At 66.0% G+C, this 14,554-nt stretch carries 12 protein-coding genes; 5 read left to right on the top strand and 7 right to left on the bottom strand.

Annotated features, from left to right (window positions below; translation table 11 throughout):
* Positions 1-12: 12 nt before the first annotated feature.
* From recG to AB5Y72_RS10615, 3 genes are all read right to left on the bottom strand, one after another.
* A complete protein-coding gene (gene recG, locus AB5Y72_RS10625) occupies positions 13-2,082 on the bottom strand; it encodes an ATP-dependent DNA helicase RecG (protein ID WP_325783357.1) in 2,070 nt (689 codons plus the stop codon).
* Between the two features lie 156 nt (positions 2,083-2,238).
* Positions 2,239-3,588, bottom strand: coding sequence for a CDP-diacylglycerol--serine O-phosphatidyltransferase (pssA, locus tag AB5Y72_RS10620; protein WP_219143324.1), 1,350 nt, complete (start codon positions 3,586-3,588; stop codon positions 2,239-2,241).
* A 152-nt stretch (positions 3,589-3,740) separates the two neighbouring features.
* A complete protein-coding gene (locus AB5Y72_RS10615; RefSeq protein WP_254203742.1) occupies positions 3,741-5,102 on the bottom strand; it encodes a GntP family permease in 1,362 nt (453 codons plus the stop codon).
* Positions 5,103-5,267: 165 nt separating this feature from the next.
* Here AB5Y72_RS10615 and AB5Y72_RS10610 point away from each other — a divergent pair, with 165 nt between their 5' ends.
* The 4 genes from AB5Y72_RS10610 (at position 5,268) to AB5Y72_RS10595 (ending at position 9,116) form a co-directional block, all read left to right on the top strand.
* Entirely contained in the window at positions 5,268-5,777 is a 510-nt protein-coding gene (locus tag AB5Y72_RS10610) for a gluconokinase (RefSeq protein WP_042078405.1), read from the top strand.
* A gap of 60 nt (positions 5,778-5,837) precedes the next feature.
* Positions 5,838-7,634: a phosphogluconate dehydratase gene (gene edd / locus AB5Y72_RS10605; protein ID WP_216991250.1), complete on the top strand. Its 1,797-nt coding sequence runs from the start codon at positions 5,838-5,840 to the stop codon at positions 7,632-7,634.
* 9 nt (positions 7,635-7,643) lie between these two features.
* Complete coding sequence (locus tag AB5Y72_RS10600) at positions 7,644-8,285, top strand: bifunctional 4-hydroxy-2-oxoglutarate aldolase/2-dehydro-3-deoxy-phosphogluconate aldolase (RefSeq protein WP_216991249.1); 642 nt, start codon at positions 7,644-7,646, stop codon at positions 8,283-8,285.
* A 138-nt stretch (positions 8,286-8,423) separates the two neighbouring features.
* A complete protein-coding gene (locus tag AB5Y72_RS10595; protein ID WP_216991248.1) occupies positions 8,424-9,116 on the top strand; it encodes an AraC family transcriptional regulator in 693 nt (230 codons plus the stop codon).
* Between the two features lie 53 nt (positions 9,117-9,169).
* Here the strand turns inward: AB5Y72_RS10595 and AB5Y72_RS10590 are convergent, their stop codons facing one another.
* On the bottom strand, positions 9,170-9,559 hold the full coding sequence (locus AB5Y72_RS10590; protein ID WP_216991247.1) for a nuclear transport factor 2 family protein: 390 nt from the start codon (positions 9,557-9,559) through the stop codon (positions 9,170-9,172).
* A 110-nt stretch (positions 9,560-9,669) separates the two neighbouring features.
* On the bottom strand, positions 9,670-10,677 hold the full coding sequence (locus AB5Y72_RS10585) for a substrate-binding domain-containing protein (protein WP_216991246.1): 1,008 nt from the start codon (positions 10,675-10,677) through the stop codon (positions 9,670-9,672).
* Positions 10,678-10,765: 88 nt separating this feature from the next.
* Here AB5Y72_RS10585 and AB5Y72_RS10580 point away from each other — a divergent pair, with 88 nt between their 5' ends.
* The gene (locus AB5Y72_RS10580; RefSeq protein WP_216991245.1) at positions 10,766-11,416 is read left to right on the top strand and encodes a Qnr family pentapeptide repeat protein; all 651 of its coding nucleotides are present in this window, start codon (positions 10,766-10,768) and stop codon (positions 11,414-11,416) included.
* Positions 11,417-11,529: 113 nt separating this feature from the next.
* On the opposite strand, the gene AB5Y72_RS10575 is transcribed toward AB5Y72_RS10580, so the two are convergent.
* Together AB5Y72_RS10575 and gpmM are read right to left on the bottom strand one after the other, a co-directional pair.
* The gene (locus AB5Y72_RS10575; protein ID WP_216991244.1) at positions 11,530-12,927 is read right to left on the bottom strand and encodes a peptidoglycan DD-metalloendopeptidase family protein; all 1,398 of its coding nucleotides are present in this window, start codon (positions 12,925-12,927) and stop codon (positions 11,530-11,532) included.
* Positions 12,928-12,936: 9 nt separating this feature from the next.
* Positions 12,937-14,466: a 2,3-bisphosphoglycerate-independent phosphoglycerate mutase gene (gpmM, locus tag AB5Y72_RS10570; protein ID WP_219143327.1), complete on the bottom strand. Its 1,530-nt coding sequence runs from the start codon at positions 14,464-14,466 to the stop codon at positions 12,937-12,939.
* Positions 14,467-14,554 lie beyond the last annotated feature (88 nt).

The raw sequence follows: 14,554 nt of genomic DNA, 5'->3' as shown, positions 1-14,554 counted from the left end.
TGATCCCGCAGGTCAGGCATTGGAGTAGTGGTCTCGCAGGCCCAGCCAGCGGCGGATCAAGGGCTCGACATGCGCCGGGTGCTTGTCCATCAGGAAGCGTGCCATCTTCTGCACCTGAGGGATGAGCGGCTGGTCGCGCACTAGGTCGGCGATCTTGAGGTCGGCGAGGCCGGTCTGGCGGGTACCGAGCAATTCCCCCGGGCCGCGCAGCTCCAGATCCCGCTGGGCGATCAGGAAGCCGTCGTTGGTCTCCCGCAGCACCCCGAGCCGGCTCTGGGCCGTCTTGGAGAGCGGCGCGTGGTAGAGCAGCACGCAGTGGGAGGCCACGGACCCCCGCCCGACCCGGCCGCGCAGCTGATGCAGCTGGGCCAGCCCCAGCCGCTCCGGGTTCTCGATGATCATCAGGCTGGCATTGGGCACATCCACCCCCACCTCGATGACGGTGGTGGCGACCAGCAGTTGCAGTATGCCCGCCTTGAACTCCTCCATCACCCGCTGTTTCTCGACCGGCCGCATCCGGCCGTGCACCAGGCCGATGTGCAGACCGGGCAGCAGGGTTTGCAGCTCGGCGGCGGTGTCCTCGGCGGCCTGGCACTCCAGCACCTCGGACTCCTCGATCAGGGTACAGACCCAGTAGGCCTGCTTGCCCTCCTCGCAGGCAAGCCTGACCCGTTCGATCACGTCTCCCCGGCGACTGTCCGGCAGGGCGACCGTGGTGATGGGGGTGCGCCCCGGCGGCAGCTCGTCGATGACCGAGGTGTCGAGGTCCGCATAGGCGGTCATCGCCAGGGTGCGGGGGATGGGGGTGGCGGTCATGATGAGCTGGTGGGGGTGGACGCCTTCACGCTCCCCCTTTTCCCGCAGGGCGAGGCGCTGGTGCACCCCGAACCTGTGCTGCTCGTCGATGATGACCAGGGCCAGGCGCTGGAACACCACCTGCTCCTGGAAGATGGCATGGGTGCCCACCACCATCTTGACGCTGCCATCGGCGATGGCGGCCAGTGCCTCCTCCCGCGCCTTGCCCTTCTGCTTGCCTGCCAGCCAGCCGACCTGGATGCCGAGCGGCTCCAGCCACCTGGCGAAGTTGATGGCGTGCTGCTCGGCCAGCAGCTCGGTCGGCGCCATCAACCCCACCTGGCAGCCGTTGCCGATGGCCTGCAGCGCCGCCAATGCCGCCACCAGGGTCTTGCCGGAGCCCACATCCCCCTGCACCAGCCGCATCATGGGGTGGCTCTGCTGCAGATCCCGGCTGATTTCGGCCACCACCCGGCTCTGGGCACCGGTGGGGCTGAACGGCAGGGCGCCGAGCAGCTGCTCCACCAGGGCGGGGGCCGGCTTGAGGGCGCGGGCCAGCTGGGTCTGTGCCTGAGCGCGCACCTTGAGGACCGAGAGGTTGTGGGCCAGCAGCTCCTCCAGCACCAGCCGCTGCTGGGCCGGGTGCTGGCCGCTCTCCAGCAGGGCCAGCGTCACCGAGGGGGGCGGGCGGTGCAGCAGTTTCAGGGCGGCGGCGAGATCGATCTGCTGGGGATAGAGGCCGGCGGGCAGCAGCTCTTCGACGCCATGGAGATCGAGCTGGGCCAGGGCTTGATCCGTGAGGCTGCGCAGGGTGAGCTGGCGCAGCCCCTCCGTGGTCGGGTAGACGGGGGTGAGGGCCTCTTCGGTCTGGCCGGCCTGCTCCTCGCCGAGCAGCTTGTACTCGGGGTGGGCCATCTCCAGTCCGTACTTGCCGGGACGGGCCTCGCCGAAGCAGCGGATCAACCGGCCGGGGGCCAGGCTGTTCTTCTGGGCGGCGGTGAAATTGAAGAAGCGCAGGGTCAGGCTGCCGGTGCCGTCGCCGATGCGGCAGACCAGCATGCGGCGGCGCCCCATCACCAGCTGGGTGTCCTGGATCTCGCCCTCGACCGCGCCGTGCAGGCCGGGCGGCAGATCGCCGATGGGCCACACCTGGGTGCGGTCCTCGTAGCGCAGGGGGAGGTGGAACAGCAGATCCTGCACCGTGGCCAGCCCGAGTCGCTCGAGCTTCTCCTGCATCTTGCTGCCGACACCCTTGAGGCTGTCGAGGGAGATTTTATCCAATTTCATCAATTAGATGCCCGGAAACACTGTAAATATGTCCAGATGATAGGGGCTGTTGCGGCCCCGATGCAAGCCGCGTTGTCGCCAAGGATGGCCGAATGTGACAAGGGCCTGCCGAACATGGCAGGCCCTTGTCACGAACGGGGAAGCGCTGTGTTCGGGTCAGATGATGCGCTTGAGCAGCAGGTGCGCCTTGACCCTGTGGATCCGGGCCAGCAGCTTGCGCACCTGATCCGGGTAGTCCTTGATCTGCTCTATCTGGTCGAAGTGGCTGATGCGGCGGGTATGGGCCAGGATGCAGTCGCGTTCCTGCTGGAAGCGCTCGCGCAGGTGGTGGTGCTGGTCGTGCACCAGCAGGCCGTTCTCCAGATCCAGCGCCCAGGCACGGGGGTTGAGGTTGTTGCCGGTGAGCAGGGCCCACTCCTCGTCCACGAAGATCCCCTTGAGGTGATAGGAGTTCTTGTCGCAACACCAGAGCATGAGGTTGAGCCGGCCGTTGTCGATGTGGTGCTGGTTGCGTTCGGCAAACTTGCGCAGGTTGGTCTCGTAGAGATAGGGCAGGCCGCCTATGGTGGAGAACTTCTCCTCCGGCGGGATGAAGAAGTCGTTGGCGGTCTTGTCGCCCACCACTATGGTCACCTTGCAGCCGCGCCTGAGCAGCCCTTCCACGTCCTTGTTCAACTCCTTGGGGGGGTTGAAGTAGGGGGTGCAGATGAAGATCTCCCGCTCGGTGGCCCGCACCAGATTGCGGATCATCCGGTTGAGCTGGTTGCCTCGCTTGCCCAGGCCCACCATGGGGGTCACGGCGACCTCCCGGGCGTTGGCAGGGATGCTCTCGAAGCGGTACTGGCTGTTGCGCAGGCGCTGCTTGAAGCGGCGGATCTGCCCCTTGAGCTGCTTGGCGCCGGGGATGCCGGTGCGATCCAGCCGCTGGACGGCCTCGCTGCCGAGGAAGACGTCATCCACATAGTTGACCATGCTGCGAGTCAGCGCCGGGCTGTGGATCTGGTGATAGCGATCGAAGCGGTAGCGCTCCTGCTGGTGCAGGTAGATGTCGTTGAGGCTGGCGCCGGAGTAGAGCAGGGTGTCGTCGAAGATGAAGCCCTTGAGGTGCAGCACCCCGAGCAGTTCGCGGCCCTTGACCGGCACGCCGTAGATCTCGATCTGGTGTTGGTGGCGGGTGGCCATGGCCTGGTACATCAGGTGGTTGCCCCCCTGCTTGCCCTTGCCGATCAGGCCGCGCTGGGCGCGGTGGAAGTCGACGAACACCTTGATGTCGAGGGCGGGGTTGCGCTGCTTGGCGGCATAGAGGGCGGAGAGGATCTCCCGTCCCGCCTCGTCATCCTGCAGATAGAGCGCGATCAGGTAGATGCGCTGGGTCGCATGGGCGATGAGCGACAGGATCCGGCTCTTGAAGTCCTTGGCGCTGCTGAGCACCTGAAACTGATCCGCGGCGACCGCGATCTGGGGTAAGCGGGTCAGCAACTGTCGATAATGTGCCGATGAATGCATAGAGAAGCCTGAAATCACGGGATGAAGCGTTCCACTCGGGGCGAAGAATAGGCAATTCTAGCAATCTGTGGCGATGGGCCCAAGCAAGAATCCGTAAAAAGTCGGTGCAGAGTCACATCGGGGCCGACGGATGCGGCCCCGATGTGTTCCCGTTACAGGATGGCGCTGGCCGTGGCCACGATGAGGAAGGCGATGGTGCCGAGCAGCGTCTCCATCACGGTCCAGGTCTTGAGGGTGGTCTTCTCGTCCATGTTCAGGAAGCGGCTGACCAGCCAGAAGCCGGAGTCGTTGAAGTGGGAGAGCACGGTCGCGCCCCCGGCGATGGCGATGACGATGAAGGTCAGATCCAGCTCGCTCAGGCCTGTGGTGGCGGCCACGGTCGGCGCCATCAGGGCGGCGGTGGTGGTCAGGGCCACGGTGGCGGAACCCTGGGCGACCCGCAGCGCGGCGGACACCAGGAAGGCCGCCAGGATCACCGGCATGCCGGTGTCGGAGAGCACGTCAGCCAGGGCGGCGCCGATGCCGCTCGCCCGCAGCACGCCGCCGAACATGCCGCCGGCACCGGTCACCAGGATGACGGCGCAGACCGGGGCCAGGGCGTCGTTGCAGAACTTCTCGAGCTGCACCTTGCCCTGGGTCTGGCGGAACAGCCAGAGGGCGTAGAGCACAGTGATGAGCAGGGCCACCGGGGTCTTGCCGACCATACGCAGCACGTTCACCCAGTCGGCCCCCTTGTCGATGACGCCCATGACGCCCAGGGTGTTGAGGCCGGTATCCATGAAGATGAGCACCAGCGGCAGCAGCAGGATGGAGAGCACCTGGCCGAAGCTCGGCGCCTTGTCGGAGATCTGCTCGGCGCTGGCGGTGAAGCTCGGGGGCAGGGGCAGTTCAAACTTCTTGCCGGACCAGAGGCCGAACAGGTAGGCGCCCAGGTACCAGGTGGGCAGCGCGACCAGCAGGCCCACGACGGTGAGCAGGCCTATGTTGGCGCCCAGCAGTTCGCTGGCGGCCACCGGGCCCGGGTGGGGCGGCAGGAAGGCGTGCATCACCGCGAAGGCGCCGGCGGAGGGCAGGGCATACTTGAGGACGGAGCCGCCGAACTGTTTCGCCACGCTGAAGATGATGGGCAGCATGACGATGAGGCCGGCGTCGAAGAAGATCGGGAAGCCGAACAGCAGGGAAGCGATGCCGAGCGCGAAGGGGGCGCGGTGGGAACCGAAGCGGTTGATCAGGGTATCGGCCAGTACCTTGGCGCCCCCCGTCATCTCCAGGATCCGGCCAATCATGGCGCCGAGGCCGACCAGCAGCGCGACCGAGGCCAGGGTGCCGCCGAAGCCGGTCAGCATGGTGGGTATCACCTGGTCATAGGTGACCCCGGTGGCCAGGGCCGTCAGCATGCTGACCAGGGTCAATGCCACGAAGGCATGTACCTTGAATCGCATGATCAGCACCAGCAGCATGACAATGGCTCCGCCCGCTACCGAGAGCAGGTAGGCGACATCGGGTGTGTTCATTGCTCCGTCCATAAAGTTGTCCTCAAATGGTTCTAGTTGTTGTTCTGCACATTTCTGTGCTGCACTTCACATTGCGAAACGTTACCGGTAACATGTTACCGGTAACGTGGTAGCTTAGAACCCATCAAGCGAACGTTTTTTGAAAAGTGAGAGAGAGGTCAAATAATGGCGGGCAAGTGCATTATCGTGATGGGTGTGTGTGGCAGCGGCAAGTCCAGCATCGGCCTCAAGGTGGCCAATGCCCTGGGGGCCAAGTTCATCGACGGCGATGATCTGCACCCTCGCGCGAACATCCAGAAGATGGCGGCGGGCAACCCGCTCAACGACGAAGACAGGGCCCCCTGGCTGGAGCGGATCCGCGACGCGGCCTACAGCCTGGAGCGCAAGAACGAGCTCGGCGTCATCGTCTGCTCGGCCCTCAAGAAGCAGTACCGCGACCAGATCCGCGAGGGCAACGACTCGGTACACTTCCTGTTTCTGGATGGCAGCCAGTCCCTCATTCTCGAGCGGATGCGGGCACGGCAGGGCCACTTCATGCGCGAAGCCATGGTACAAAGCCAGTTTGATACCCTGGAGCGACCGGATGGCGAGCCCGGCGTGTTTCGCATCGATATCGACGGGACCTTCGAACAGGTGGTCGACCGTGCCGTCACCGCGCTGGCGCAGGCGCAATGAGCCATGTCGCGCGCCCGGTCACTGCCGAACGCGCCCGTATATAGAGTTGGAGAGATAGCTATGACCCATCCCGTGATCACCCTGGTGACCGACCGCATCCGCGAGCGCAGCACCGCCCGCCGTGCCCGCTTCCTGGCCCGCATCCAGCGCCAGGCCGAGCAGGGCAAGACCCGCGCCTCCCTCTCCTGCGGCAACCTGGCCCACGCCGTGGCGGCCTCGAGCTGTGACGAGAAGGGGCGCATCCTCGACATGACCCGCGCCAACGTCGGCATCGTCAGCGCCTACAACGACATGCTGAGCGCCCATCAGCCCTACCAGGGCTACCCGGACATCATCAAGGGCGCGCTGGCCGAGCTCGGCCACAGCGCCCAGGTCGCCGGCGGCGTGCCCGCCATGTGCGACGGTGTGACCCAGGGCCAGCCGGGGATGGACATGTCCCTCTTCTCCCGGGATCTCATCGCCCAGGCCACCGCGGTCTCCCTCTCCCACAACACCTTCGACGCCACCCTGCTGCTCGGCATCTGCGACAAGATTGCCCCGGGCCAGATCATGGGGGCGCTCTCCCACGCCCACCTGCCCACCGCCTTCGTGCCTGCCGGCCCGATGGCGAGCGGCATCAGCAACGACGAGAAGGTGAAGGTGCGCCAGCAGTACGCCGCCGGTGAAGTGGGCCGCGACGCCCTGCTCAAGATGGAGTGTGGCGCCTACCATGCGGCGGGCACCTGCACCTTCTACGGCACCGCCAACACCAACCAGCTGGTGTTCGAGGCCATGGGCCTGATGCTGCCGGGCTCCGCCTTCGTGCATCCGCACAGCGAGCTGCGCCGCGCCCTCACCGAGGAAGCGGCCCGCCGCATCAGCGCCATGATCCCGGGCTCCCCGGCCTATCGCCCCCTGAGTGCGGTGATCGACGAGCGCGCCCTGGTCAACGGCCTGGTGGCCCTGCTCGCCTCCGGTGGCAGCACCAACCACAGCATCCACATGGTGGCGCTGGCCCGCGCCGCCGGGCTGGAGCTGACCTGGGACGACCTGAGCGATCTCTCCGACGTGGTGCCGCTCCTGGTGCGCATGTACCCGAACGGCCCGGCTGACGTCAACGCCTTCGAACAGGCGGGGGGCGTGCCCGGCCTGATGCGCCGGCTGGCCCAAGAGGGGCTGATCCACCTGGACGCCACCCCGGTCTTCGGCGAGATGCAGGATTACCTCAGCCGCCCGGCACTGGTGGATGGCAAGCTGGTATGGCAGCCGGTGGGTGAGAGCGGCGATGCGAGTGTATTGTCCCCCTCCGGTAGCGTATTTCAGGCCACCGGCGGCACCAAGCTGCTGGCCGGTAACCTGGGCCGCGCCGTGGTCAAGGTCTCCGCCGTGGCTCCCGAGTATCGCGTCATCGAGGCGCCGGCGCGGGTCTTCTCCTCCCAGCACGCGGTGGAGGCGGCCTACAAGGCCGGTGAGCTGAACCAGGACGCCGTCATCGTGGTGCGCCACAACGGCCCGGCCGCCAACGGCATGCCGGAGCTGCACAAGCTGATGCCGGTGCTCGGCAACCTGCAGAAGGCGGGTCACAAGGTGGCCCTGGTCACCGACGGTCGCCTCTCCGGCGCCTCCGGCAAGATCCCGGCCGCCATCCACGTCACCCCGGAAGCGCTGCACGGCGGGGCCATCGGCCTGCTTGCCGATGGCGATCTGCTGCGGGTGGACGCGGTGACCGGCAGCCTCGACTGCCTGACCGATTTGAGTGGCCGTACCCAGGCCGAGATCGACCTCACCCTGGAACAAGAGGGGTGGGGCCGTGAACTGTTCAGCGTGATGCGTCGCGCGGTATCGAGCGCCGAGTGCGGCGCCACCATCTTTGACTAAGGAAGAGCTATGCAGAACTGGAAAGTGACCCCGGCCGAGGTGTTTGCCGCCTCCCCCCTGGTACCCGTGATGGTCATCAATGAGCTGGAGCAGGCCCTGCCCATGGCCAAGGCCCTCTTGGACGGCGGCATCTCGGTGTTCGAGATCACCCTGCGCACGCCGGTGGCGCTGGACGCCATCGCCCTCATCGCCAAGGCGATGCCGGACGCCATGGTCGGTGCCGGTACCGTGCTCAACTGCGCGCAGTTTGATGCCGCCGTGGCCGCCGGTGCCCGCTTCGTCATCTCCCCAGGCATGACCCCGGCCCTGCTGGCCCACGCGGCCAGGAGCACTGCGCCGCTGATCCCGGGTGTGGCCACCCCGTCCGAGGTGATGCAGGCGCTGGAAGCGGGCTACGACCACCTCAAATTCTTCCCGGCCGAGGCGAACGGCGGCACCAAGGCGCTCTCCGCCATCGCGGCGCCGCTGCCCCAGGTGAAATTCTGCCCCACCGGCGGCATCGGCCCGAAAAACGTGGCCGACTACCTGGCGCTGAAATGTGTGGCCACCGTCGGCGGCTCCTGGATGCTGCCGGCAGAAGCCGTCAAGAGCGGCAACTGGGAGGAGGTGACCCGCCTCTCCCGGGAAGCGGTTGAATTGGTCAAGCGCTAAGCGAAAGCCGTATAGATAAATCGGACAGGCCACCCTCGGGTGGCCTGCTGTTTTTACGCCCCGGGAGGGGGTGGGCCGTTTGCTTCCGGCCTTGCCCTGGCTTAAGGTCGGGGGCCGTCCCTCCACCCTGGAGCCTTCATGTCCTGCCTGCATCCATCCTACCCGCAAGGGCACTTCACCGCGCTGCACTGCCACCCCCGGGCCCAATACTGCTACCTGCACGACGGGGGCGGCATCATCACGGGGCACGGGGAGGGCGAGCTGCTGGTGGCGGGCCAGATCTGCTTCATTCCGGCGGGCTGGGAGCACGAGTTTCGCGTGCTGCGCCGATCCCGGCTCTCCCTCCTCTATGTGCCGACTTCCGCCCGCACGACCTTCGGCCCCTTGCAGGCCAGCCCGCTGCTGGCGGGTCTCTTCGCCCGCCTGCCCGAGCTGGCCGAGGAAGAGGTGAAGGGGGCCTATCTGACGGTGCTTGGCCAGGAGCTGGAGCGCGCCGATCCGCTCGCGGAGCGTATTCCCCTCGCCGGGGAGCTGGACCCGCGCCTGCTGCGGGTGCTGGACAGGGTGTGCCAGGCGCCTGCCATCCATCTGACGCTGGGGGCGCTGGCGGCTGACTGCGGCGCCTCGGTGCGCACCCTCAACCGGCTCTTCCTCCAGCAGCTGGGGTGCAGTTTTCGCCAGTGGCGGGAGCAGGTGGTGCTGGGGCGGGCGCGCCAGTTGCAGCACCGGGGGCTCACGCTGGCCCAGATCGCCGATCGGCTCGGCTACGAGGATCCCGGCGCCTTGTCCCGCGCCCTCCAGCGCCTTGCCCGGCGCGAATCAGCGGCCTGAGGGCGCGTCGTCTGCGTCCTGTCCGCCAGGCGGTATCTGCGGGTTGCCGGCAGTCAGCGCCGCGAGCCGATATCCGCATCCTCCTTGCTGCCTGCCAGCAGACAGGTCACCTCGTCGGTGTGGCAGAGCCGATCGCCGCGAAAGGTGAAGAGGCCGCTCACCTTGCAGACCAGGGTGTCGCCATCGTGGCGGGTGGCCCTGACCAGATGGGTCGAGTGGACCCGCTCACCCAGCGCCAGCGTGGCGACAAACTCGATGTTCGCCCCGGCCAGATGGCGGCGCAGCGCGGCGATGTGCTGGCGAAACGCCGGGTAGTCGAGCCGCTCGCCGTTCACCTCCTGGCAGTAGTCGGGGGTGAACCAGGCGTCGAGTTCGGCCAGGGGGAAGGTGGGAGCGCAGATGACGCGCCGCAGGCAGGCTTTCAGTCGTTTGGTGTGGTGCATGGGGTACTCCTGACATGGTGGATTGAGGGGCCAGCATAGGTCAGGGGGCGGACAGGGGAGAGGGGTAAAGGCGCCATCATGGCGGTCGAACGCGCCATGATGGCCGGAGATCAGCCGAGGCTCTCCCCCTCATAGAGGGAGAAGCCCATGTCCTTGCACCTGGTCGCCAGCGGCTGGCCGCCGAGGCGGGCCAGCAGCATGATGGCGGCTTCGCGGCCGATGGCCTCGCGGGGAGTGACTATGCTGGCGAGCTTGGGGGTCATGGCGTGGCCGATGTCGAGGGCGTTGCTGCCGGCGATGGCCACCTGCTGGGGCACCGGGATCCACCTGGCCTGGCATTGCAGCAGGGCGCCCACCGCCAGGTCGTCGTTGGTGCAGAACAGGCCGTCGAGATCGGGGAAGCGCGCCATGGCCTGGGCCAGCAGCTCCCCCCCCAGGGTGAAGCTGGAGGATTGCTCCGTCAGCAGGTGCTGGCCGGTCAGGCCGAAATCGGCCATCGCCTGGTAGTAGCCTTCCATCCGCAACTGGGTGCGCACGTCGAGCCGGGCGCCGAGGTAGATCACCTTGCGCCGTCCCCGGCGCAGCATCTCTGTTACCATGGCCCGGGCGGCGGCCCGGTGATCCATGCCTACCACCATGTCGATGGGAGAGAGCGGCAGATCCATGGTCTCCACCACCGGAATGCCGGCGGTGGCGATCATCTTGCGGGTGCGCTCGGTGTGCTGGGTGTCCGAGAGGATGAGCCCGTCCACGTTGTAGGAGAGCAGAGACGCGACCTGCTCCTCTTCCCGCTCCGGGCTGTAACCGTAGTGGGCGAGCAGGGTCTGGTAGCCGGCGGGCCGGGTCACCGCCTCTATGCCGTGGATCACCGCCGAGAAGACCTGGTTGGAGAGGGAGGGGATCAGGATGCCGATCGCCTTGCTGGTGGCGTTGGAGAGCATGTCCGGCGCCCGGTTCGGGATGTAGCCGAGCTCCTCTACCGCCGCGGAGATGCGCTCGCGGGTCCCTTCGGCCACGGCCTGGGGATCGCGCAGGTAGCGGCTGACGGTCATCTTGGTGACTCCGGTCAGGTCGGCGATGTCCTGCAGGGTGGGGCGGCGCTTGCGGGTGTCGTTCATCTGGGGATCCGGCAAAAAATGTTACAGGTAACATTACCGTTTTTGCGCAACAAAGTCAGCATATGACGCCATCAACAGGGGGCAGGGGATGACCAAGGGCAGGTGTTTCGAGGGGGTCCACTTCGAGCAGCGGGAGGTGGAGGGGGAGCAGTTCTCGGAGTGCCGCTTCATCGGCTGCCACTTCTCCTGGCTCGATCTCGGGGAGAGCCGCTTCGTCGACTGCAGCTTCTATGACAGGGAGCGGGAGCTGGGTTGCCTGTTTCAGGGCTGCGATCTGCGGGAGGCGAGCTTCCTGCGCTGCGATCTCACCCTGGCGGACTTCGGCCGCAGCCAGTGTCTGGGGCTGGAGATGCGCGACTGCCAGGCCATGGGGATCAACTTCGCCCACGCCAGCTTCGCCAACCGGATCACCGCCAAGAGCTACTTCTGCGAGGCCCACCTCACCGGCAACAACTTCAGCTATGCGAACTTCGAAAGTTGCCTGCTGGAGCGGTGCGAGCTTGCCGGCAACCGCTGGCAGGGGGCCAACCTGCTGGGCGCCTCCCTGGCGGGCTCGGATCTCAGCGGCTCCGAGTTCGGGCAAATCGACTGGACCAGCTTCAACCTGCAGGGCTGCGACCTGCGCCAGTGCGATCTGTCCGGCCTGGATCTGCGCCGGGTCAACCTCGCCGGGGTGCAGATCAATGAAGATCAGCAGCAGGGGCTGCTGGAGCAGATAGGCCTGGTGGTCTTTCCCTGAGGGGATGGAAAAAGAGGTAATTTTTCATCAACGGGTGCAGTTCGTGGCGGCTGCGCCCTTCACCATGAAAAAGCCTGCGCAAGGCAGGCTTTTCGTTGTGAGGAGCCGGGGTGTCAGCGTCTGGCCAGCCACTTGGTGGGGTTGATGGCTTCGCCCTGATAGCGGATCTCGAAGTAGAGGCCGGAGCGCTCCTGCCCGCCGCTGTCGCCGACCAGGGCCACGGGCTCTCCCTGTTCCACGTTCTGGCCCACCTGGCGCAGCAGCGACTGGTTGTGACCGTAGAGGCTCATGTAGCCGCGGCCGTGGTCGATGACCAGCAGCATGCCGAAGCCGTCCAGCCAGTCCGCATAGACCACCTGGCCCGGTGCCACGGCCTTGACCTGGGTCCCTTCGCTGGCGCCTATCAGGGTGCCCTTCCACTTCAGCTCGGCGGTACGCGGCGAGCCGTAGGAGATGAGGATGGGGCCCTGCACCGGCCAGCGCAGGTTGCCACCCGTGCTGAGGCCGCCATAGCCGTTGCTGCTCGCCTTGGCGCTGTTGCGGGCGGCCGTTTGCTGCTTCGCCACCTGCTCCTGCTGCTCGCTGACCCTGCGCTGTTCGGCGGCGAGCCGTTGCTGCTCGCCGACCTGCCGCTGCTGGGCCGCGATCCGCTGCTGCTCCGCGATGCGTTTCTGTTCGGCGGCCAGGCGCTGCGCCTCCAGCCGGCGCTGGCGCTCCTGCTCGGCCTTGATCTTGGCGAGGCGCTCCCGCTCGGCGCGCTCGCGTCGCTCCTGCTCTTCCCGCTGGCGACGCAGCTCCTCCAGCCGCGCCTTCAGCGCCTTTTCCGCCTTGACCAGCCTGGTCAGTTTCAGCTCGTCGTTTTGCACCGATTGCTGCAACTGGTTGCGCACCTTGGCGCGGCTCTGCTGGCTGGCCAGCAGGCTCTGGTGATGTTGCTGCTGTTCGCCGAGCAGGGTCTGCAGCCGGGTCTCGGTCTCTTTGGTGGCCAGCTGGTTTTTGGCCAGCTTGTCGCGGGTGGCGCGCAGGGCCTCGATGGCCTCGATGCGGGCCTTGTTGAGATAGTCGAAATAATCGAGGGCGCGGCTCAGCTTGGCCGGATCCTGCTGATTGAGCAGCAGCTTGAGGTAATCGTGGTTGCCCGCCTGGAAGGCGCTTTCCGCCTGCTTGGCCAGCAACTGTTTCTGGTGTTTTGCCTGTTGCTCCAGCGCCAGCTTGTCCTGCTGCAGGGAGGCCAGCTTCTGCTGGTTCTGCTTGAGTTGCAGCCTGGTCTGGTCGAGCTTGGCGGCGGCGGCCGAGATGGCCTGCTCGTCAGCCTTGAGCTGGGTGTTGAGCTTGGCCAGCTCCTGCTTGCTGAGCTTGAGGGTCTGCTGCTGTTCCTTGATCTGGGACTGCATGGCCCCGAGCTGCTGGTTCGCAGCCTGGGCCGTGCCGCCGATCAGGCAAAAAAACAGCGCGCCGGCCAACAGGCCGACGCGACTGGTTTTCTGTGAAATAACATCGCATCCCCGCATGGGGCAGGATTATTTCAGAATCATCAGGGGCTTGCCAGTCATTTCCGGCGGTACCGGCACACCCATCAGGGTCAGCATGGTGGGGGCCAGATCGGACAGTTTGCCGCCTTCCACCACCTCGGCCTTACGACCGAAGTAGATGAGGGGAACGGGCAGATTGGTGTGGGCGGTGTGGGCCTGACCGGTCTCTTCGTCCATCATCTTCTCGGCGTTGCCGTGGTCGGCGGTGATCAGGCACTCGCCACCCACTTCCGCCAGGGCGTCGGTGACGCGACCGATGCAGTGGTCGACCGCTTCACAGGCCTTGACCGCGGCATCGAACACCCCGGTGTGGCCGACCATGTCGCCGTTCGGGTAGTTGCAGATGATGACGTCGTACTTGCCGCTCTTGATGGCCGCTACCAGCTTGTCGGTAAGCTCTTCGGAGCTCATCTCCGGCTGCAGGTCATAGGTGGCCACTTTCGGGCTCGCCACGATTTCGCGATCTTCGCCGCTGAAGCAGGCCTCTTCGCCACCGTTGAAGAAGAAGGTGACGTGGGCGTACTTCTCGGTCTCGGAGATGCGCAGCTGGGTCTTGCCCTGCTTGGCCAGCCATTCACCCAGGGTGTTGACCAGGGCGGTGGGCGGGTAGGCACAGGCGGTCTTGATGTCGGCCGCGTACTCGGTCAGCATCACGAAATTCAGGGCCGGGGTGGCGGTGCGGGCGAAGCCGGTGAAGTCGGTGTCGACGAAGGCGCGGGTGATCTCGCGGGCGCGGTCGGCACGGAAGTTCATGAAGATCAGTGCGTCGCCATCTTCCATCGGTGCAGCGTCGCCGATGCGGGTGGCCTTGACGAACTCGTCGTTCTCGTCGCGGGCATAGGCGGCGGCCAGTGCGTCGGTGGCGTTGTCGGCGGTGAATTCGCCCTTGCCCAACGTCATCAGATCATAGGCCTGCTGTACGCGATCCCAGCGGTTGTCGCGGTCCATGGCGTAGTAGCGGCCGATCATGGAGGCGAAACGGCCCTTGCCCAGTTTGGCAAACAGGGCGTCGAACAGCTCGATGGAGGACTGGGCGGAACGCGGCGGCACGTCGCGGCCATCCAGGAAGGCGTGGAAATAGATCTTCTCGGCGCCACGCTTGGCGGCCATCTCGATCATGCCCATGATGTGTTCTTCGTGGCTGTGTACGCCACCCGGGGACATCAGACCCATGATGTGCACGGCCTTGCCCTTGGTCACGGCGGCGTCGACAGCCTTGCCGATCTCGACGTTCTGGAAGAAGACGCCTTCCTGGATGTCCTTGGAGATGCGGGTCAGCTCCTGATAGACGACACGACCGGCACCGATGTTGGTGTGGCCCACTTCGGAGTTGCCCATCTGGCCGTCCGGCAGACCCACGTCCAGGCCGGAGCCGGAGATCAGGGTGCTGGTGTAGTCACGGGCCAGGCGATCCAGGTTGGGGGTCTTGGCAGCAGCGACGGCGTTGTACTCTTGCTTGGTGCTGTAGCCCCAACCGTCCATGATGACCAGAACCAGCGGTTTCTTAGCTGTTGACATAAGGCTATGTCCTCTCGGATAGGAATGAATTGCGGGAAGTGAAACTAGCGTAATATTACTACATCTGCCGAAATAGTCACCTGATAGC

The sequence above is a fragment of the Aeromonas sp. R7-4 genome (assembly GCF_040908055.1).
GTDB classification, from domain to species: domain Bacteria; phylum Pseudomonadota; class Gammaproteobacteria; order Enterobacterales; family Aeromonadaceae; genus Aeromonas; species Aeromonas sanarellii.
The sequence above is the reverse complement of the archived record's forward strand: the minus strand, read 5'-3'. Positions and strand labels throughout refer to the sequence as shown.